The sequence below is a fragment of the Actibacterium atlanticum genome (assembly GCF_000671395.1).
Lineage (GTDB): Bacteria > Pseudomonadota > Alphaproteobacteria > Rhodobacterales > Rhodobacteraceae > Actibacterium_D > Actibacterium_D atlanticum.
Window position 1 is genome coordinate 43186 of sequence record NZ_AQQY01000001.1, and the last position, 19651, is coordinate 62836.

The 19651-nt window shown below is 59.8% G+C and carries 17 protein-coding genes; 11 read left to right on the forward strand and 6 right to left on the reverse strand.

Features of this window, described 5'->3' with window-relative positions; translation table 11 throughout:
* Positions 1 to 27: 27 nt before the first annotated feature.
* A complete protein-coding gene (pepN, locus tag ATO10_RS00195; RefSeq protein ID WP_035246591.1) occupies positions 28 to 2625 on the reverse strand; it encodes an aminopeptidase N in 2598 nt (865 codons plus the stop codon).
* Between the two features lie 319 nt (positions 2626 to 2944).
* On the opposite strand from pepN, the gene ATO10_RS00200 reads away from it, so the two are divergent.
* The 3 genes from ATO10_RS00200 (at position 2945) to ATO10_RS00210 (ending at position 4509) form a co-directional block, all read left to right on the forward strand.
* Entirely contained in the window at positions 2945 to 3139 is a 195-nt protein-coding gene (locus tag ATO10_RS00200) for a hypothetical protein (protein WP_035246593.1), read from the forward strand.
* A 135-nt stretch (positions 3140 to 3274) separates the two neighbouring features.
* Positions 3275 to 4048 (forward strand): gamma-glutamyl-gamma-aminobutyrate hydrolase family protein, encoded by a 774-nt coding sequence (locus ATO10_RS00205; protein ID WP_035246596.1) that lies wholly within the window; start codon positions 3275 to 3277, stop codon positions 4046 to 4048.
* A gap of 50 nt (positions 4049 to 4098) precedes the next feature.
* On the forward strand, positions 4099 to 4509 hold the full coding sequence (locus tag ATO10_RS00210) for a c-type cytochrome (protein ID WP_035246597.1): 411 nt from the start codon (positions 4099 to 4101) through the stop codon (positions 4507 to 4509).
* A gap of 16 nt (positions 4510 to 4525) precedes the next feature.
* Here the strand turns inward: ATO10_RS00210 and ATO10_RS15795 are convergent, their stop codons facing one another.
* Both ATO10_RS15795 and ATO10_RS00220 read right to left on the reverse strand, forming a co-directional pair.
* The gene (locus ATO10_RS15795) at positions 4526 to 7738 is read right to left on the reverse strand and encodes a Hint domain-containing protein (RefSeq protein ID WP_051597857.1); all 3213 of its coding nucleotides are present in this window, start codon (positions 7736 to 7738) and stop codon (positions 4526 to 4528) included.
* Between the two features lie 232 nt (positions 7739 to 7970).
* Positions 7971 to 8480: a GNAT family N-acetyltransferase gene (locus tag ATO10_RS00220; RefSeq protein WP_051597858.1), complete on the reverse strand. Its 510-nt coding sequence runs from the start codon at positions 8478 to 8480 to the stop codon at positions 7971 to 7973.
* 54 nt (positions 8481 to 8534) lie between these two features.
* On the opposite strand from ATO10_RS00220, the gene ATO10_RS00225 reads away from it, so the two are divergent.
* The 4 genes from ATO10_RS00225 to ATO10_RS00240 all read left to right on the forward strand — a co-directional run bounded on the left by ATO10_RS00225 (position 8535) and on the right by ATO10_RS00240 (position 13652).
* A complete protein-coding gene (locus ATO10_RS00225) occupies positions 8535 to 9008 on the forward strand; it encodes a methyltransferase family protein (protein WP_272945261.1) in 474 nt (157 codons plus the stop codon).
* Positions 9009 to 9152: 144 nt separating this feature from the next.
* Positions 9153 to 10724: a Re/Si-specific NAD(P)(+) transhydrogenase subunit alpha gene (locus ATO10_RS00230; RefSeq protein WP_035246600.1), complete on the forward strand. Its 1572-nt coding sequence runs from the start codon at positions 9153 to 9155 to the stop codon at positions 10722 to 10724.
* Positions 10725 to 10737: 13 nt separating this feature from the next.
* A complete protein-coding gene (locus tag ATO10_RS00235) occupies positions 10738 to 12183 on the forward strand; it encodes an NAD(P)(+) transhydrogenase (Re/Si-specific) subunit beta (protein WP_035246601.1) in 1446 nt (481 codons plus the stop codon).
* Positions 12184 to 12368: 185 nt separating this feature from the next.
* On the forward strand, positions 12369 to 13652 hold the full coding sequence (locus tag ATO10_RS00240; RefSeq protein ID WP_035246603.1) for a DUF3422 family protein: 1284 nt from the start codon (positions 12369 to 12371) through the stop codon (positions 13650 to 13652).
* Here ATO10_RS00240 and ATO10_RS00245 read toward each other — a convergent pair.
* Both ATO10_RS00245 and ATO10_RS00250 read right to left on the reverse strand, forming a co-directional pair.
* On the reverse strand, positions 13588 to 14667 hold the full coding sequence (locus ATO10_RS00245; RefSeq protein WP_035246605.1) for a YeeE/YedE family protein: 1080 nt from the start codon (positions 14665 to 14667) through the stop codon (positions 13588 to 13590). The two genes, ATO10_RS00240 and ATO10_RS00245, sit on opposite strands and share 65 nt — an antisense overlap.
* A 206-nt stretch (positions 14668 to 14873) precedes the next feature.
* On the reverse strand, positions 14874 to 15371 hold the full coding sequence (locus tag ATO10_RS00250) for a histidine phosphatase family protein (RefSeq protein ID WP_035246607.1): 498 nt from the start codon (positions 15369 to 15371) through the stop codon (positions 14874 to 14876).
* Positions 15372 to 15501: 130 nt separating this feature from the next.
* On the opposite strand from ATO10_RS00250, the gene argE reads away from it, so the two are divergent.
* The 3 genes from argE to ATO10_RS00265 all read left to right on the forward strand — a co-directional run bounded on the left by argE (position 15502) and on the right by ATO10_RS00265 (position 17987).
* The gene (argE, locus tag ATO10_RS00255; RefSeq protein ID WP_035246610.1) at positions 15502 to 16674 is read left to right on the forward strand and encodes an acetylornithine deacetylase; all 1173 of its coding nucleotides are present in this window, start codon (positions 15502 to 15504) and stop codon (positions 16672 to 16674) included.
* A gap of 66 nt (positions 16675 to 16740) precedes the next feature.
* Complete coding sequence (locus ATO10_RS00260) at positions 16741 to 17478, forward strand: glutamine amidotransferase (protein WP_035246612.1); 738 nt, start codon at positions 16741 to 16743, stop codon at positions 17476 to 17478.
* A gap of 92 nt (positions 17479 to 17570) precedes the next feature.
* Positions 17571 to 17987, forward strand: coding sequence for a hypothetical protein (locus tag ATO10_RS00265; protein ID WP_035246615.1), 417 nt, complete (start codon positions 17571 to 17573; stop codon positions 17985 to 17987).
* 35 nt (positions 17988 to 18022) lie between these two features.
* Here the strand turns inward: ATO10_RS00265 and moaA are convergent, their stop codons facing one another.
* Positions 18023 to 19033, reverse strand: coding sequence for a GTP 3',8-cyclase MoaA (gene moaA, locus ATO10_RS00270; protein WP_081806377.1), 1011 nt, complete (start codon positions 19031 to 19033; stop codon positions 18023 to 18025).
* A gap of 107 nt (positions 19034 to 19140) precedes the next feature.
* Between moaA and ATO10_RS00275 the strand changes: the two genes are divergently transcribed.
* Positions 19141 to 19632, forward strand: coding sequence for a hypothetical protein (locus ATO10_RS00275; protein ID WP_035246618.1), 492 nt, complete (start codon positions 19141 to 19143; stop codon positions 19630 to 19632).
* Positions 19633 to 19651 lie beyond the last annotated feature (19 nt).

Below are 19651 nucleotides of genomic sequence, written 5' to 3' on the forward strand. Positions count from 1 at the left end.
CCGAGGTTTTGCGCGGTTTCTTGCGCGTCAGTTGGCGTCCAACATCCGGGTGATCATCTCTCCCATATCGCGAGACAGCTTATCATGTGCGGCGATCTTTTGCATCTGTTCGCGCATCATGTCCTGACGGTCGGCATCAAACCGGCGCCAAGTTTCAAAGGCGGTCGACATGCGCGCGGCGGTTTGCGGGTTCTTTGAATCCAGACGTATCAGCCAATCTGCGACAAACTGATAGCCTGCTCCGCTTTCGTGGTGAAAGCCCGCCGTGTTCATCGCCAGCCCGCCGATCAACGCCCGGAAGCGGTTGGGATTGGTCCAATCAAAGTCTGGGTGCTCGGCCAGAGAATGTGCCACCTGTGCGGCCTGATCGGGCTTGGCGAGCGACACTTGCATGCCAAACCACTTGTCCAGCACCAGACGGTCACCGTGCCATTGATCATAGAACGCCTGAACCTGATCGCCGCCTTTCGCGATAGCCAACAGGCTGGTCAGCGCGCCGGTTTGATCGGTCATGTTGTCGGCAGCTTGGTACAGGGCCTCGGCGCGTGCGCCGCCATCGCAGCGGCTGAGCAACCCAAGCGCCCCGTGGCGCAAGGCGCGTTTTCCCGCATCGCCCGCTTCGGGGCTATAAGGGCCGGGGCAGGCCATCGCGTCATAGATCGGTGCCAGTGCCGGTTCCAGATGTGCGGCCAGCGCGTCGCGCAGGGATTGGCCTGCGTCATAAATCACTTGCGGGTCCGGGGTTTGACCGCTGTCAAACAGCGCCTGCGCGATGTCGTCCTGCGATGGCAGGCCCAGCGCCAAAGCGCGGAAGGCCGGGTCCAGCGCGCTGTCAGCAGCGACTTGCGCCATGGCATCTAGATAGAGCGCATCGGGCTGGGTGCTCTGCGTTATCATGGTCAGCAGCACATGTTTGGCCAACGCGCGCCCGGCTTCCCATTTGTTGAACGGGTCGGTGTCATGGGACAGTAAAAACCCCAGTGTTTCAGGGGTGATATCGCGCTCTAGGATGACCGGCGCCGAGAAATGGCGCAGGACTGAGGGCGTGGGTTTTTCCGGTGCCGCGCCCGAGATGCGTTCGGCAGCGGCAGGCCCGTCCAGCACCCAGCCTTCGACGCTGTTTCGGAAGCTAAAGCTTTGTTTCGCCTCGGTCATTTCCAGAACGGTTGTTGGCATGACTTCATTCCCGTTGGCGCCCAGAAGGCCCACGGCGATGGGGATGACTTGGGGGTCTTTCACGTCCTGCCCCGGGGTCGGGGGCGTGTCTTGTGCAAACGACAGCGTATAGGTGCCATCCTCGAAGGCCTCAGACATGTGCAATCGCGGCGTGCCGGGCTGGCTGTACCAGCGTTTGAACTGGCTCAGATCGCGGCCAGTGGCGTCCTCGAACACCTTCAACCAGTCTTCAATGGTGGCCGCATCGCCGTCATGGCGGTCGAAATACAGATCCAGTGCCTGTGAATATCCGTCATCACCAACCAACCGCTTGAGCATCCCGATCAGCTCGGCACCTTTTTCGTACACGGTCGCGGTGTAGAAATTGTTAATCTCGACATAGCTTTCGGGGCGCACCGGGTGCGCCAGCGGGCCGTTATCCTCGCGGAACTGACGCCCGCGCAGCATTAACACATCCTGAATGCGGTGCACCGCATGGCTGCGCATATCGCCGGAAAACTGCTGATCGCGAAACACGGTCAGACCTTCCTTCAGGCACAGTTGGAACCAGTCGCGGCAGGTGATCCGGTTGCCCGTCCAGTTGTGGAAATACTCGTGCGCGATGATCGCTTCAATGCGGGCGAAATCGGCGTCAGTGGCGGTTTCGGGGCTGGCCAGAACGCATTTGGAGTTGAAGATATTCAGCCCCTTGTTTTCCATCGCGCCCATGTTGAAATCATCGACAGCGACAATGTTGAACACGTCCAGATCGTATTCGCGGCCATAGACATCTTCGTCCCATTTCATCGAACGTTTCAGCGCATCAAGGCCATAGTCGCAGCGGTCCTCATCCCCCGGACGCACCCAGATGTTCAGTTCTACATCCTTGCCCGAAGCCGTTGTAAAGCTTGATGAAACCGCGCGAAGATCGCCTGCGACCAGCGCAAACAGATAGGCCGGTTTGGGCCAGGGATCGTGCCATTCGCCCTGCGCCACCGGGTTGCCGTTGGACAGCAAAACCGGGTCTTCACCAAAGATACGCACTTTAAAAGGCGCCATCACATCAGGGCGGTCGGGGTAGAAGGTGATCTTGCGAAAGCCTTCGGCCTCGCACTGGGTGCAATACATGCCGCGCGACATGTAAAGCCCTTCCAGCGCGGTGTTGTCCTGCGGGTCGATTTCAACCTCGGCCTCCCACACGAAAGGCGCGTCGGGCACAGCACAGGTGAGGCCGGTTTTGGAGACCTCGGGGGTGATCCGTTCGCCGTTGATCTTGGCCCAGATCAGGCGCAATTCCTCGCCGTGCAAAAAGAAATCCTGCGCGGGGGCGTCGGGGTTGGGGCGCAAGCTGATCTTCGACAGCACACGGGTGGCACGCGGGGCCAGATGGAACTCCAGCTCGACCTGATCAATCAGCCAGCCAAAGGCGGTGTAATCGGCCAGAAGGATCGGTTGCGGCGTGTCGGACATGGGGCGCTCCTGTATCAGTTGCCCTAAGACTTAGCCGCCGCTGCGCGGGCGTGCAAACGTCAATGAGGGCGGGGACTCCGATGATATATCGCCACTGACCGTGCTAGGGGGGCGCACAACCCGCTGAGTCCCAATTTACCCGCGATTGTGATATGGTCGGCGCACTGAGGGATTAGGAGGTGAAGTCATATGAGACATGTTTTACAAACCGTTCTGCTTGCTGGACCGATCGCATTGGCGGCTTGTTCACATCAAGGCGGTTTGGTGATCCGGGGGGAACCCATTTACAATAAATACGGTGAACAAGTCGGATGCGAGAATGGCGTCTATGTTCCGGGCGCAGCGCCGCCAGACCAGTGTTTACCGCCCGAAGATTGCCCGGATCCGGTTGCTGGAACCGCCAATCCATGCCCGCCTGATCCGGGTCGACCGGATGATGGCAGAGACCCTGATCCCGGGCGAACTGCAACAGGCCAGCCGGGTGGACCGCGCCCCTAACCAGATGCGTGCCTAAGTTTGGGGCGCATTGCTTTAGGGCCTGACAAAACACATACACATTCCATGCACAGTTGATGTGCATGGGGTCTACTCTTCACGCCGGGACCTGAATGGATATATTGGGGCGAACACAGCAAAGAAGGACTCGCAGGTGCGCCCCAAGGTCGGTATTATTGGTAACCCGCATTTGATTGATGGCCATTATCCCACCCATGCGGGGGGAACGATGAACTCGGACGCGGTGGCCAATGTCAGCGGGGCCATGCCGTTGCTGATCCCGGCCGATCCGCGCTATGTGACCGTGCCCGAACTGCTGGAGGCGTTTGATGGGTTTCTGTTCACCGGCGGGCGCCCCAATGTTCATCCCGAAGAATATGGTGAAAGCGCGACCGAGGCGCATGGTGCGTTTGATCGCTCGCGCGATTCGATTACTTTGCCGCTGATCCGGGCGTTGGTGGAGCGTGGTCAGCCGCTATTGGGGATTTGCCGCGGTTTTCAGGAGGTCAACGTGGCCCTGGGCGGGACACTGTACCCTGAAATTCGTGATCTGCCCGGACGGATGAACCATCGCATGCCACCTGACGGGACGCTGGAAGAAAAATTCGCCCTGCGTCACAAGGTGACCTTTGCCGAGGGCGGGCCTTTTGCCCGGCTGTTTGGCGCCCCCGAGGTGATGACAAACACCTTGCACGGGCAGGGGATCAAACGCCCCGGGGCCCGGATTGTGGTGGACGGGCAGGCCGAGGATGGCACGCCCGAGGCGATTTACGTACAGGATGCGCCGGGCTTTACGCTTTCGGTCCAATGGCACCCTGAATACAACGCCGCCTGCGATCCGGTTTCGCGCCCCTTGTTCGAAGCGTTTGGCGAAGCGTTGCGCGACTGGGCGGCGGGGCGGCGGCCCGTAGGGCTACGTTCGGCTTGACCTTCCAGTGCGGGAAGCCTGTAACCTGTTTCTGAAACGGGAGAGGCGCGATGCAACGAAATACGATTTTAGCGGTGCTGGCCATGGCCGTGCTGGGTGGGGGAGTCTGGGTGTTGACCCAGCCTTCTGGACCGCAAGCAACGGATGGCATGGTTCAGGTTATGGTGCCCACATTAAGCGCCGAGGCGCAGGGCGGCGCGCAGCTGTTTGAGGCCAATTGCAGCCAGTGCCATGGTCGCAACGGCGCCGGGCAGGACGGGAGCGGCCCACCGCTAATTCATAAAATCTATGAACCTTCGCACCACGGCGACATCTCTTTTTTGCGGGCGGTGCAATTTGGGGTGCGCGCGCATCACTGGACCTTTGGGGATATGGCACCGGTCGATGGTGTTAGCACACGACAAGCCGGCCAGATCATCACCTATATACGGGAAGTGCAGCGGGCCAACGGCATTGAATGACGCGGCCCGCGCCGGATCAATAGCTGATCAACGCCTTGGTTTCATGCTTTTTCAGGCACAAGCGCGAGGTCGGGCCATAGGCCCCCACATTGCAGCGCAACTCGGGGAAAATCCGGAACAGCTCTTCGCGGGCTGGGTCCAGAATGGCGTTCATACCGACATGGCCGGGGTGGAAGCTTTCTGACGGTGTGCCTTCGGCAAAGACCAGTTCGTGCTGATCAAACAGCAGGTGGATATAGGTTACCTCATCCGCGACTTCGCGGGTCACGGCGTGGTCGTCCAGCAGGTGGATGGCCGGGGCCAGAACCTCGGATTCGCCAAACAGCAGCTCGGCGCGATAGCCCGACAGCAGCATGCGGTGTTGGGGCGAAACCAGAAGATCACGGGTGTTGCTGAACGTGCCTTTGCGGATTTTCACCGGCGCCAGATCACCGCTTGCAGACACGGTACGTTTGCCGATCCAGCGGATGGGCTGAAGGCCGTTGTCAGCGGTGATGACCATATCTCCGATCTCAAGATCCTCGATCGGGCGTTCGCCGCGCGGTGTCAGGATGCGGGTGCCGGCGGCAAAACAGATCACGACATTCTCAATTTCCGAGAAGTTCACCACCGTGCCGTCGGTCAGGGTGAAGTTGCCGCTGAGCCCGCCCGAGGCATCATCCGTGTTGGTATAGGTAATGTCGGCCGGGTTCACCAAGCCGCCAAGGTTCAGCGTATCGCCCAGCGTTTCATCGCCTTCACCGCCGGTGATGGTGATCGTGTCCGATCCGCCCGCTTCGCCCAGATCGGTCAGAATGAATGTGTCGTCGCCATCGCCGCCCTCGGCCACGTCGCCCTCGGCCACGGTGATTTGGTCATCCCCCGCGCCGCCGATGATCGTATCATCGCCCAGGCCACCCGCCAGAATGTCATCACCCGAAGGTTCGCTTGGGATGGTCTGGAAATGAATGTCCGAGACGTTGATCGCCTGCGTGCCGGTATATCCGCCTGATGGGGTTTCATTGTTGGCATAAGAGATTTCGATGCTGGCCACAGGCCCGGGTATCGAGACCAGAACCGAGCCTTGCGCGCTGTCAGGATCGTCCAGCGAGTTCCCCGCGGTGACCGTGTCGCCTGAAATGGTGTCATTGCCTGTGGTGGTGATGGTCACCGGCACGGGGTTGCCGTCGGCGTCATAGGCGGTGATCGTCACCTCGTCGAGGTGGTTCGTGGCAAAGGCATCAATATCCGAAATGCGGAATTCGACGTTTTCCACTTCGCCGGTCACAGAGCCGTTGGCCGCCGCGAAATCAATGGTGGTGGTCGATGTATCGCCATCGCCTTCGCCGTACAGGTACAGGCTGGAGTTGGTGTCAAAATCCTCGCCGGTGTCAGCATAGATCGCGTCGCCGGTTTCGACCTCGAACAGCGGGTTGTTGTTGCCATCGCTGCTGAACGAGACGGTAACATCCATGTCGCCGGTCGATTGCGTAAACCCACCCGACAGGTCGGTTGCATCGCCGCCTTGGCCGGACCAGTTCAGGGTTTCCGGGTCGCCGCCGGCGCTGGGGGGGGTGCCGTCGCCGTAAATCGTGTCATCCCCGGCGCCGCCGGTGATGGTATCGTTGCCGCCCTGACCATAGATCGTGTCGTCGCCTGACCCGCCGGTCACAACATCAGCGCCATCGCCCGCATCAATGTCAGTGCCTGCGCTGTCGCTGCTGGCGTCGATCTGATCGGCGCCATCGGTCAGGATCAGGTGTTCGATATCCGAGAAGGTCACCGAGTCGGTGCCCGCGTTGATCGTGCCCGCCTCATCGCCACTATAGGTGCCGGTGATCGGGGTGCTGACTTGCGAGAAGTCCAGCGTGTCATAGTCGGTGCCCAGATCGCCGCCATCGACAACGTCATCGCCAAAGTTGTCGGTGAACTGGATCGTATCGGCGCCACCGCCGCCATAGATCGTGTCGTCGCCCGCACCGCCATCAATGGTGTCGGCATAGTCGTCCAGCGGGATGGTGTCGAAGTGAACATCCGTCACCCAAAGCGCCTGACCTCCGGTGTCACCATTGGCATAGATCACTTCGACCTGTGCGACAGGCCCGGGGATAGAGACCAGTACCGATCCCGCGGCCTGGTCGGGATCGTTCCCGCCACTGCCCGCTGTGATGGTGTTGCCGGATGTAGTTTCGTTGCCCGAAACCGTGAACGTTACCGGCACCGGGTTGCCATCCGCGTCATAGGCATTGACCGTGACGATATCTTCCCAGCCGCCGCTGTCGATATCGTTGATACGGAATTCAACGTTTTCGACCGTGTCGGCCATGCCGCTGTCCGCGTTGGCCGAGAAATCCAGTGTGGTGGTGGCCGTCGTGCCCGATGCGGTGCCGTCAGATGTCAGGTACAGGGCAGAATTATCGTTAAAGTCTTCGCCGCTGCCAACGTATTGGGTTGAGGTAGATACCTGGATTGCGTCCGAAATTGCGCCGGGGGTGAAGGAGACGTCGACGGTGACATCGCCGGTGTCTTGGCTGAACCCGCCGCTGATATTGCTGCCGTTACCGCCCTGATTGGTCCAGTTCAGGGTTTCGGTGCTGCCAGTTTCGGCGGTTTCGTTGTCGCCATAGATTGTATCGTCGCCCGCGCCGCCGGAAATCGTGTCTTCGCCCGCGCCGCCGATAATCAGGTCATCAAGGCCACCGGTGCCATCTCCGCCGCCATCATCGGGTGCATCGCCTTGGGGGTCATCCGTGTAACTGGCGTCGATAACGTCATCGCCATCGGTGCCTTCGACCACACGATCAGGCGCCACGTAATCGGTATAGGTGAACGCAATGTCGCCCGAGGCGGCATTTGGGTTGGAATCGTAATCCAACACCTCGTATTCGCGCCCGGTGACCAAGGGCAGCTCGGACAGGGTGTAATCACCTGCGGCCGCGCCGTCTTCTACGTCGAACTGGATAATCTGAAACTCTTCGCCGGTGACGGTGTCGCGCACGGTCCAGACCAGTTCAGCGTCAACATTCGATCCGGTCGAGGTATTGCCATTGATGCTGACATCAGCAGTTGCGGTTTCGCCGCCCTGGCTGTCATCATCCAGCGTCAGTTCCTGAATGCCGGATTCATTGTCGGTGATCGTGGCAGAGCCCACCTGCGCATCCGACGCGGTCCACGTAAACGTGGAACTCGTGGTCGTCGGAATGACGCCCGAAGGGTTAAGATCATAAAAGCCGACGGTGTATGTCGCCATGGGTTTACTGCCTACTCGATACCAAACGACCCCGAAAACCGGCGGTCGAAAATTCCTGCTTTGTGCCTTGGAAAGCGGATTTGCCTGCCCCAAGACTCTCCTCAACAAGAGTGACTAAGGGGTAAATCGGGCTGGGATTTGAGGGCTTGCGGGCTGCTCAGCGGCAGTTTCGTGACAAGATTGAGGCAAATGTACTTTAAAGTTTAGTCGCCTTTGCGGGCGCAACCTCTGGTCACAGGGTTTTTGACATCCGAAAGTTGGTCAGCGCGACGCCGTTGCGGATCACGTCCTGACGCGCCGTCACTTGCCATCCCTGACGCTGGAAAAACGGTTTTGCCAAGTGGCTGGCTTCGGTCGAAAGTTGGGCGAATCCTTGATTGCGGGCGGCAATTTCGATGCGTTCATACAGGAAACCCGCCACACCTTTGCCCATTTGCCGCGGTGCAACATAGGCCAGATCCAGATAGGCATCCTCGCCCAGAGTCATAAATCCCTGCATCCGCCCGACCATGTTGGTGGCGACAAGGCAGGTGCCGGTCAGAAAGGTCCGCTGCCAGGTGTCTGGCGGGGTGGGCGAGGGCGCCCAGGCGTTACGTTCGCGCTGGGTGTATTGGCTGGCGGCCCCGGTTTGCACCGCATTATAAAGCAGTGCCCAGGCGGCATCGCTGTCACTGCTGCGGCCAAAGCGCACGCGCAAAGGGCCAGCACGGGTAACACGGAAAAAACAGGTGACGCGGCTCATGCGATCAGGCTAGCTGATTGCGGAGCGCACGCAAGTCCCGGTTGAGGAGAGATCATGAGCGACGATTCGCCCGAGAGGGGCGTGATGCAATGGGTCGACCTTCCGCCGGTCTGGCTGGCGGGTTTCGCGGTTCTGGCTTGGGGGCAGGCGCGGGTGATTCCGGCGCCGGTTTTTGGCAGCTGGGCCGTGCCGGTGGGCTGGGCGCTGGTGGTGCTGGGTGTTGCGCTGGGCGCGGCAGCGGTCGTGCAAATGCTGCGGCACCGCACGACAGTGATCCCACGGCGCGCACCAAGGGATCTGGTCACGGGTGGCATCTTTGCGCTGTCGCGCAACCCGATCTATTTGGGGGATGCGCTGATCCTGACCGGTGTGACATTTGTCTTTAATGCGCTGCTCGGGGTGGCTTTGGTGCCAATCTTCATAGCAGTGATTCAAAAACGTTTCATTCTGCCCGAGGAAGCCCGCATCGCGCAGCAGTTCGGAACCCCTTATCACGAATACACGAATCGCGTTCGCAGGTGGGTGTGACGGCGTTGAAATTGATGTAAAGGTGGCGCATCGGAGCGTTTGCCAATATGTCGCGCTTGAGAAATATTATTGCGCAATGGTATTAGAGCGAAGTTTGTTCGTGCCTGCTATGCAGAGCCGACACGGAAAAGAGGGACTAAACACGTGAAGATCGGGGCACCGAAAGAGATATTCGAAGGGGAAGCGCGCGTAGCGATGACCCCTGACAGTGCGCGCCAGCTTCAGAAGCTGGGCTATGACTGCGCCATTGAAACCGGCGCAGGTGAGGCTGCAGGCTTTGCCGACGCTCTTTATGCCGAAGCCGGCGTTGAGGTCATCAAGACCGCTGCCGCGCTGTGGAAAGAGGTCGATATTGTCGCCAAAGTGCGTCAGCCGAACGACACCGAGCTCAAGCGCCTGACCAAAGGTAAGACGCTGATTTCGTTCTTTAACCCCGGTGGCAACGAAGCCGGGATGGAAGCAGCGAAAGCCAAGGGCGCCAACGTAATCGCCATGGAAATGGTGCCGCGTATTTCGCGCGCGCAGAAGATGGATGCGCTGTCGTCGATGGCCAACATCGCGGGCTATCGCGCCGTGATCGAGGCGGGGAACAACTTTGGCCGTTTCTTCACCGGTCAGGTGACCGCTGCGGGTAAGGTCCCCCCGGCGAAGGTTCTGGTTGTGGGCGCTGGCGTGGCCGGTCTGGCTGCAATCGGCACCTCGACCTCGCTGGGTGCGATCACTTTGGCGTTCGACGTGCGCCCCGAAGTGGCCGAGCAAGTCGAATCGATGGGTGCTGAATTTGTGTACCTCGATTTCGAAGAGGAACAGCAAGACGGTGCTGCCACCGGCGGTTACGCCTCGGTGCAGTCGGAAGAGTTCCGCGAAGCCCAGCTGGCCAAGTTCCGTGAACTGGCGCCTGAAGTGGACATCGTGATCACCACCGCGCTGATCCCGAACCGCGAAGCGCCCGAGCTGTGGACCAAGGACATGGTCGAGGCGATGAAGCCCGGCTCGGTCATCGTGGACCTTGCAGCGGAAAAAGGCGGCAACTGTAAGCTGACCGTCGCAGACGAGAAGATCGTAACCGACAATGGCGTGACCATTGTGGGCTATACCGACTTCCCGTCGCGCATGGCTTCGCAGTCGTCCAGCCTGTACGCCACCAACATCCGCCACATGATGGCTGACCTGACCCCTGAAAAAGACGGTCAGATCAACCACGACATGGAAGATGACGTGATCCGTGGCGCCACCGTGACGTTCGAAGGTGAAATCACCTTCCCGCCGCCGCCGCCCAAGGTGCAGGCCATCGCGGCCAAGCCCAAAGAGGTGGTGCCGGAGCTGACCCCCGAAGAGATCAAAGCCAAAGAAGCGGCTGAATTCAAAGCGCAGACCAAACAGCAGGTGACCCTGCTGGCTGTTGGTGCCGCATTGCTGCTGGGTGTGGGCCTGATCGCACCGGCCAGCTTTATGCAGCACTTCATCGTGTTTGTGCTGTCGGTCTTTGTTGGCTTCCAGGTGATCTGGAACGTGTCGCATTCGCTGCACACACCGCTGATGGCTGTGACCAACGCGATCTCGTCGATCATTATTCTGGGCGCCTTGCTGCAGATCGGAACCGGCTCGTGGCTGGTGATCCTGCTTGCCGGGGTCTCGGTTTTCTTCGCCGGGATCAACATCTTTGGCGGCTTCCTCGTAACACGGCGCATGCTTGCCATGTTCCAGAAATCCTAAGGAGGCCGGGCACATGGAATTCGGTTTCACTACTGCCGCTTACGTTGTTGCGGCTGTTCTGTTCATCCTGTCTCTGGGCGGTCTGTCTGGTCAGGAAAGCGCCAAACGTGCTGTTTGGTACGGTATCGTGGGCATGGGCCTTGCGGTGTTCGCCACGCTGATCGGCCCGGGTGCCGGTCTGTGGTACCTGTCGATCATCCTGATCGCAGGTGGCGGCGTTATCGGCTACTTCCTGGCCTCCAAGGTCGAAATGACCCAGATGCCGGAACTGGTTGCCGGGATGCACGCGCTGGTTGGTCTGGCTGCTGTGTTCGTTGGCGTCAACGCCGAGCTGGTGATGAACAACATCGCCGAGCTGACCGCTGCGGGCAACACCGAAGGGTTGGACGCGCTGAAAGGCTTTGCCAAGAAAGTCGCCCATAAAACTCCGGTTGAGATCGGCATCCTGAAGGTCGAGGTTTTCCTTGGCGTCTTCATCGGTGCTGTGACCTTTACCGGTTCGGTCGTGGCTTATGGCAAGCTGGCGGGCAAGCTGACCTCGTCGGCCACCAAACTGCCGGGCGGTCACTTCCTGAACGCTGGTGCGGCTGCACTGTCGCTGATCCTGCTGTTTGTCTACATGGGCACCGATGGCGGCTGGACGCTGATCCTGGTGACGCTGCTGGCGTTCTTCATCGGCTATCACCTGATCATGGGTATCGGTGGTGCCGACATGCCGGTGGTTGTGTCGATGCTGAACTCGTACTCGGGTTGGGCCGCGGCCGCGATTGGTTTCTCGCTGGGCAACGACCTGCTGATCGTTGTGGGCGCCCTGGTGGGTTCGTCCGGTGCGATCCTGTCTTACATCATGTGTAAGGCGATGAACCGCTCGTTCATCTCGGTGATCCTGGGTGGCTTTGGCGGCGCAACGGGCCCGGCCATGGAAGTTGAGGGCGAGCAAGTCGCCATCGACGCCGATGGCGTGGCGCAGGCGCTGGAAGACGCCGACAGCATCATCATCATCCCCGGTTACGGTATGGCTGTGGCACAAGCCCAGCAGAACGTCGCAGAGCTGACCCGCCGTCTGCGCGCCAAGGGCAAAGAGGTTCGCTTTGCGATCCACCCCGTGGCGGGCCGTCTGCCGGGCCACATGAACGTGCTGCTGGCCGAGGCCAAAGTGCCTTACGACATCGTGCTGGAAATGGACGAGATCAACGACGACTTCCCCGAAACCGATGTATCCATCGTGATCGGCTCGAACGACATCGTGAACCCGGCCGCGCAGGAAGATCCGAACTCGCCCATCGCGGGGATGCCGGTTCTGGAATGCTGGAAATCCAAGCAGGTATTCGTATCCAAGCGTGGTCAGGGGACTGGCTACTCGGGCATCGAAAACCCGCTGTTCTACAAAGAGAACACCCGCATGTTCTATGGCGACGCCAAGAAGTCGCTGGACGACCTGCTGCAGCGGATCAGCTAAGCCTTACAGGCACTTAAACTTAATGCGCCCCGCCAAACTTGGCGGGGCGTTTTCGTTATAGGAATAGTTCGGCATGGAAATGTGCACCACGGTATTCTGCTAAGCGGCGGAAATTACTATGTTTTTTGTTTTGACTTTCTCGCAGCTTGGTCTAGGAAGGCCAAAAGCGAACACAAAGACCTAACATGACCCAGATCGAAGATCATCCGCTCCGCTATCAGTTGTCTAACGAATTGCACGCGCGGCCATTCCCGTCGCTCAAGGCGCCGTGCCATGCGGTCTATCTGGCGATCAAGAAGACTCAGGATGCCGCCAACCGGGATCGGGCCGAGGATCGGGCGCATCTGATTGATCTGCTGGACCGGTTCGGCGCGCAGCACCCGCAGCCCGATGCGACGCATTTCTTTGGCGAGATCGGGCGGTATTCGCTGAAGTGGGAAAACCATACCGAGTTCGTGACTTATACCATCTTCTCGGACGGGGTGACCGAGCGTCCATTTGACCCGGCTGCCTTTGATGTTTTCCCCGAAGACTGGCTGGCCAAAATGCCGGGCGCGCGGATCGCGTCGGCCTTGATCCGGGTTGAGAAAATTCCGGGACAAGACGTGGATCTGTTTGAACGCCTGCACAAGTGGTTCGTGCCGGACAGTCTGGCCTGTTCGTGGGTCTTGGACCGCAGCGCGATGATGGCGTCGGACTTCCGTATCGACAATTCGGGGCATGCGCGGTTTGCCTTGTTCGTGCAGCCTGACGCGGGCCGGCGCCGCGTGGGGCGGATCGTGCAGCGCCTGACCGAGATCGAGATCTACAAGGCCATGTCGATGCTTGGACTGCCGCGGGCGCGGGGGCTGTCGCGCAAGATGGGTGAAATTGACCCGAAGCTGTCTGGGTTGGTTGAGCATATCGCGACGGGCAATCATGCGCCCGAAGAGACGCTTGACGAGCTGCTGGCGATCTCGGCCCGGCTGGAAAACCTGCAGGCGCAATCGGCGTTCCGCTTTGGGGCGACAGGCGCTTACGAGGCGTTGGTGCATCAGCGCATCGAAGTGCTGCGCGAGGAACGCTATGGCGGGCGCCAGACCTTTCGTGAATTCATGATGCGCCGGTTTGATCCTGCCATGCGCACCGTAATGTCGACGCGCGAGCAGTTGCGCGCCATGACCGAACGGGCGGCGCGGGCCGGGGATTTGCTGCGCACGCAGGTGGATGTATCTCGTTCGGCTCAGAACCAGAAGCTGCTGGAAAGCATGGACAAACGCGCCGATCTGCAACTGCGGTTGCAGGAAACGGTCGAAGGCTTGTCGGTGGTCGCGATCAGCTATTACGCGGTTAGCCTGGCGGCTTATGCGGCCTATCCTGTGGCCTCGCCGCTTGGATTGTCCAAGGGGCTGCTGACAGCGCTTCTTACACCGGTTGTGGTGTTGGTGGTGTGGATGATGATCCGGCGGATCCGCCAGAAGATGCACTAAGCGCCCGGTTGGCAGCAAGGGCGCCGACCGTGATCGAGCCAAGCGCCAGCAGGGCTGCAAAGCTCAGCGTGGGCACGCCCGACAGGCCAGCACCCACGGTGCAGCCGCCCGCCAGCACCCCGCCCACGCCCATCAAAACGGCGCCGGCCATATAGCGACCCGTCTGGGCCGGGCTTTCAAAGCTCTGCCATTGGAACCGCCCGCCCAGCGTCGACGCAACCAAAGCGCCCAGCAAGACACCGCCAAACAGCCCGGTGCCAAACTTTGCCGAGATCGAGGTCGAAGCCACGCCCCAAAACAGCGTGTCCGCCGCAGGTGCCGTAAAGGCGATGCTTTCAAACGCGATCGGATCGAAATCGTCATACAGCAGAAAGCCGGTCCCGACCCATCCCAGCGCCGCGATCACGCCGATCCCGGCACCCAGCAACAGCAGACGCGGCGCCACCCGGCTGCGCGCCACGAAGACAAGGGCGGCAATGCCAATCAGCGCACTCCACAACACCGCGCCACCGGGCAGGGCAGACAGGCTGGTCAACTCTCCGGTCGGGACGGTCACGCCCGTCAGGGTCGTGCGCAGCGGCGCCAGCACCCCTTTGAGCGTCGCATGGGCGGCAATCGCAAAGACCACAAGAACCAGAGCAGCGCGCAGGTTGCCTGTTCCGGCCAGAACCGTCAGGCGCGATGCGCAACCGCGTGTCAGCACCATCCCGGCGCCAAACAGAAGGCCACCCGCGGCAATCGCCAGCACCGGCAGGTCCGCGGCAAAAAAGCGATGTTCCGCAAAACTGATCAGGTTGTTGGACACAGCCAGTTGAACGCCGATCAAGGCGGTGATCAGGCCTGACAGCCACACAGCCAACGCTGGCTTGCGTTCAGCGACATCTCCGGCCACCGCCCGGCGAAAGCAGAATTTGCTGATTTCAGCCATCACGCCAAATGCAACGCCAAGCACCAGGCCAAACCAGATGGCGGCCTGTGGGGCGGTCAGATTTTCAAAACCGAAAGATTCAAACATCGGTCAGCTCCGCTGTGTCAGGAATTTGAGTTCAAATGTCGGGAATGGCTGCAAATTACAAGGTATTTGAATGCGTGAATCCATGGTCCGGACAGAACATTGTTCTATGCCGTGGAGAATCCGTGCGAAATCGGTTGTTTGCCTGCACGAATTGCAAAACGTCTATGTATTGTTGGGCGCAACCCGGCAAACCCCGGTCTTTTTTGCTATTTCGCTGGTGGAACTCCAAATGTTCCGCGTTCTACCCGTACACCGCCCATGGGGCTCCGAGTCAGGGTGAACAGCTCTCCATAGGTCAGGGGTGGGTCGCCCGGCGCGGACAGGTCGGTCCAGATCTCATTCAGGTTGCCCTTGTTGCCAACCCAGACCACGGTCTTTCCGGCATTTTGCGCCAGCAACCTTTGGGCGGCGCCGGTTGGTGGGATGCGGGTGATCTGGATGCCCCGCTCAGCAGCCAAAGGCGCTGCCGTATCCAGATTGCGTTGCAAACCGGGGCTATAGATCGCGTCAATCTTTACCCCGGCCAAAGCCGCAGGCAGGGCGGCGGCGCGGGCATGTCCTGCATCTGACAGCAGCTCGCCTTCACGTTCTGTGTGTCGCAGGGCGATCAATGTCGTGTCAGGTGGGATGGTGACCGATCCGGGCGTGCCGCACCCGGCCAGCAAAGCGACCATCATCAACGGTAGCACCAACAGTTTGTGCATCTCGACCTCCCCTTCGGTTGCACTGCCCCAAGGTTAAGCGCAAGAGGGGGCTCACGCCAAGCTTTAGAGTGCTTTGGCTTGACCTTAGGGCGTGGTCGGGGTCAGGTGCGCACAAGCATAGGAGCGCTAAATGACCGCCGAACTGACCCCGCGCCAGATCATGGAGCGCCTTGTGGCCTTCCCGACCGTCAGCAAGGATAGCAACCTTGCGTTGGTCGATTGGGTCGAAGGGTATCTGGCTGATTTCGGGATCGCGGCCAAACGCGTGGTCAACGCGCAATACCCCGGCAAAGTCAGTCTTTATGCGCATGTCGGCCCCCGGGTTGAGGGCGGTGTCGTGCTGTCGGGCCATTCAGATGTCGTGCCGGTCGAAGGGCAGGACTGGACGAGCGACCCTTGGACAGTTGATGAGCGCGACGGCAAGCTGTTCGGCCGGGGCTGCGTTGACATGAAAGGGTTTGACGCCCTGTCGATCTGGACGCTGGTGCGGGCCCATCGTGAAGGTGTCAACCGCCCGCTGCAACTGGCGTTAAGCCACGACGAAGAGATCGGGTGCGCCGAAGCCGCGCCGTTGATTGAAGCCATGGCAAAGGATGCAGACCTGCCCCGTGCCAGCACGGTGTTGGTGGGCGAGCCGTCAAACATGCAGGTGGTGACCGGCCACAAGGGGGGCTTGGGGTTCAAGCTGCGCCTGAAAGGGCACGAGGTGCATTCGTCGCTGCTTCACACAGGGGTCAATGCGATTATGCAGGGCGCAAGGCTGATTGACTGGGTTAATCAGGTGAATGCGCAAAACGCCTCTGCGTCTCCGGCGGCAGGCGATGCTGAATTTGTACCGCCCTGGACCTCGCTGCATGTGGGCACGATCCGCGGCGGCACGGCGCATAACATCACCGCCGGGGAATGTGTTTTTGGCATTGATTTCCGCTTTGTGCCCGGCGATGACCCGATGCGCTGGCGCTCAGAGCTGCAAACGCGTGTCGCATTGGTCGAGGCGGATATGAAAGCCGTGCACCCGGGCTGTGCGATTGAGCTGACCGAGACCTTCAACCTGCCCGCGCTGAAACCTGAAACCGACGGTGCGGCTGAAACTCTGGCCCGCCGCCTGACCGGCGACAATGCCTCTCATGTTGTCAGCTATGGCACCGAAGCCGGGTATTTCCAGCAGGGCGGTTACAGCGCCGTGATCTGCGGCCCCGGCAGTATCGAACAAGCCCATCAACCCGATGAGTACATCACGCTGGAACAGTTTCAGGCGGGTCATGATTTCATGGCGCGCCTGCTGCAACATTTGCAGGAATAGCACAGGCCCGGTCTGCGGCGCGGCGCCCTCTGGCCCCTGCTGCACCAAGACGCTAAACCCGGCACCATGAAACCGTTTCTGATCCTGCAGCTGCGTCCCGAGGCCGAAGCCTCAGATGATGAGTATGCCGCCTTTCTGGCCAAAGGGGGGCTGGATGCCGCCGACACGGTGCGTTTTCGGCTGGAGCAGGAAGACATCCCTGCCGATCTTAATCTGGATGATTACTCCGGGGTGATTGTTGGCGGCGGTCCGGGTTGTGTGTCAGACGCGCCCGAAGACAAACCGCCATTGGAAGCCAAGATCGAAGCCGCCATTCTGGACCTGATGCCGCAGATCACCCAGCGGGATATGCCGTTCATGGGCTGTTGCTACGGCATTGGCGTGCTGGGCGCGCACTTGAACGCCGAGGTGTCAAAACGCCAGTATGGCGAAGATGTGGGCACCACCCATTGCCACCTGACCCAAGACGGCGCGCGCGACCCTTTGCTTGCAGGGGCGCCCACTGATTTCCACGCTTTTGTCGGCCATAAGGAAGCCCTGCAGGAATTGCCCGAGGGCTGCGTGCATTTGCTCGCAAGTCCGACCTGCCCGTATCAGATGGTGCGTTTTGGCCAGAACGTCTATGCCACGCAGTTCCATCCCGAAGCCGACAGTGATGGGTTTGAGACCCGGATTCGCATCTACAAACACAAAGGCTACTTCCCGCCCGAAGATGCCCAAAGACTGATCGACATGTGCCGCGCTGCAGATGTGCACGTGCCCGAACGTATCCTGCGCAATTTCGTGCGACGATATGGCGGGTAAGGTTTTCCCGACCCGGTAGCGCTATAGGGTTGCATTCAGCGCCTAAATCTCAACTTATAGATCATGAGTTTGTTCTAATCGTTGGATTGAAAATGAAAAATTTCTTAAGGCTTTGCGTTGTTGTTTCCACTTTTCTTGCAGGGCCCGCTCTGGCCGGGGACGACATAACCCGCGAAATACCCGTAGACGAGAGCTTCCACCAAATCACCATCACCAATGGGTTTGTGATGAAGATCCAGATTATCAAGGGTGCGGGGTTCTATGAACTGTGCGGGGTTGGCGCTTATCGCAACAGCGAAATTCAGCGGGGCCTGCGCGGCTTTATGCGTGATTCCAGCCTGACCAATCATGGTAAAGTGGCGCTGCGGGGATTCAACTATTTTGCCAAGGTTCGGCAGGGTTCGAATTTCATCGGAGAACTCGCCAAATGCAAAGCAACTAATGTTCCCCTGAACGGAGCAGCGCCCAACTTCGACATTGATTTTTCAACCAAAGGCTATCGGTTCTAAAGCCGCCCAAACGCCTTTCGGTTTCCAAGAACGTATCAGCCGCCCGTGTGGCTCATGTGGCGGCTGACCTGACCATCGGCGCGTTGGCGTGAATAGTCAAAATCATGCCCTTTGGGTTTCAATCCGATTGCCTTGTGGATCGCCGCCACCAGTTGACTGTCGTCCTCGGGCGGGCAGGCGCGCAGCGGGCCGCGCAAATCCATCATGTCTTCCTGACCCAGGCACATGTAGAGCTCGCCGGTACAAGTCATCCGCACCCGGTTGCAGCTTTCACAGAAATTGTGGGTCAGCGGCGTGATAAAGCCGATTTTCTGCCCGCTTTCCACAAGTTTGACATAACGCGCCGGGCCGCCGGTTCGCTCGGCCAAATCCAGAAGTGTATATTGTTGGCTCAGCTGGGCGCGCAGATCATCCAGTGACCAATATTGTCCAACGCGATCCTCGGGGCCCAGATCACCCATCGGCATGACCTCGATAAAGGTCAGATCCATGTCACGTTCGGCGCACCATTCGATCAGGGTGAACAGCTCGTCCTCGTTGAAGCCCTTCAATGCCACGGTGTTGATCTTAACCCGCAGACCGGCCTTTTGCGCCGCATCCAAACCGCGCAGCACCTGTGGCAGGCGGCCCCAACGGGTGACGCGGGCAAATTTGTCTTCGTCCAGCGTATCCAGCGACACGTTGATGCGCCGTACCCCGGCGTCATAGAGCGGCTGTGCAAATTTTTCCAGCTGCGAGCCATTGGTGGTGACGGTCAGCTCTTTCAGCGCGCCAGAGTCCAGATGCCGGGTCATCGACTGAAAGAAGGTCATGATATCGCGGCGTACCAAAGGCTCGCCGCCGGTAATCCGCAGCTTTTCAACACCAAGCCCGATGAAGGTGGAGCACATCCGGTCCAGCTCTTCCAGCGTCAGCAGCTCTTTCTTTGGCAGAAAGGTCATGTTCTCGGCCATGCAATAGACACAGCGAAAATCACAACGATCCGTGACCGAGACCCGAAGGTAGGTCACTGCACGGGCGAAAGGGTCAATCAATTGCGGTGTCATAGCGTTTAATTTAAGGGCTTGGGCGGAAAGCGGCAAGTTTCAATCCCGTGCGTTGTCTGGTCAAATTGACCGCATTAGGATGGTCGCAGGACAAATGGAGAGCCGTTATGACCCTTGTGCGTGTTTCAGCTGTTGTTGGGCTGAGTGTGATGTTGGCCGGTTGTGCCGAGTTGGGCGAAATGCTTGGGGTGACGCCGCCTCCTGATCAGGAAGACGTGGCAACGCAACCCATTGCGCGCCCGGATGACACGGCCCCCGTGCCCACCGCAAACGCGGTTTCGGTCGAAGAGTTTGATACGACAACGCCCGAAGAACGCGCTGCCGCTGCGGCGCCTGCTGCGCAAACCACGCAAGAACTGGGGACCATCGTGGCCTCTTTGGGGGATCCGACAGCGCCGGGTTTCTGGGCCAAGACGGGTTTGGTTGACCGCGTTCAAATGGGGCGGTTGGTCTATCCCGAAACGGGAAACTCTGTGCAGGTTGAATTGCGCCCGTTTGAAGGGGGTGGCGCGGCCGGGCAGGTTTCGTTGGCCGCATTGCGGGTGCTGGGCGCGCCACTGACCGCGCTGCCCGAATTGCAGGTGTTTGCGGAACCCTAAAAAGAAAAGTCGTCGAATA

Coding starts and splice junctions, on each gene's coding strand:
- pepN (WP_035246591.1), bottom strand. CDS start 2,625: ATGTCCGACACGCCGCAACCGATCCTTCTGGCCGATTACACCGCCTTT.
- ATO10_RS00200 (WP_035246593.1), top strand. CDS start 2,945: ATGGCGTCTATGTTCCGGGCGCAGCGCCGCCAGACCAGTGTTTACCGC.
- ATO10_RS00210 (WP_035246597.1), top strand. CDS start 4,099: ATGCAACGAAATACGATTTTAGCGGTGCTGGCCATGGCCGTGCTGGGT.
- ATO10_RS15795 (WP_051597857.1), bottom strand. CDS start 7,738: ATGGCGACATACACCGTCGGCTTTTATGATCTTAACCCTTCGGGCGTC.
- ATO10_RS00220 (WP_051597858.1), bottom strand. CDS start 8,480: ATGAGCCGCGTCACCTGTTTTTTCCGTGTTACCCGTGCTGGCCCTTTG.
- ATO10_RS00225 (WP_272945261.1), top strand. CDS start 8,535: ATGAGCGACGATTCGCCCGAGAGGGGCGTGATGCAATGGGTCGACCTT.
- ATO10_RS00235 (WP_035246601.1), top strand. CDS start 10,738: ATGGAATTCGGTTTCACTACTGCCGCTTACGTTGTTGCGGCTGTTCTG.
- ATO10_RS00240 (WP_035246603.1), top strand. CDS start 12,369: ATGACCCAGATCGAAGATCATCCGCTCCGCTATCAGTTGTCTAACGAA.
- ATO10_RS00245 (WP_035246605.1), bottom strand. CDS start 14,667: ATGTTTGAATCTTTCGGTTTTGAAAATCTGACCGCCCCACAGGCCGCC.
- ATO10_RS00250 (WP_035246607.1), bottom strand. CDS start 15,371: ATGCACAAACTGTTGGTGCTACCGTTGATGATGGTCGCTTTGCTGGCC.
- argE (WP_035246610.1), top strand. CDS start 15,502: ATGACCGCCGAACTGACCCCGCGCCAGATCATGGAGCGCCTTGTGGCC.
- ATO10_RS00260 (WP_035246612.1), top strand. CDS start 16,741: ATGAAACCGTTTCTGATCCTGCAGCTGCGTCCCGAGGCCGAAGCCTCA.
- ATO10_RS00265 (WP_035246615.1), top strand. CDS start 17,571: ATGAAAAATTTCTTAAGGCTTTGCGTTGTTGTTTCCACTTTTCTTGCA.
- moaA (WP_081806377.1), bottom strand. CDS start 19,033: ATGACACCGCAATTGATTGACCCTTTCGCCCGTGCAGTGACCTACCTT.
- ATO10_RS00275 (WP_035246618.1), top strand. CDS start 19,141: ATGACCCTTGTGCGTGTTTCAGCTGTTGTTGGGCTGAGTGTGATGTTG.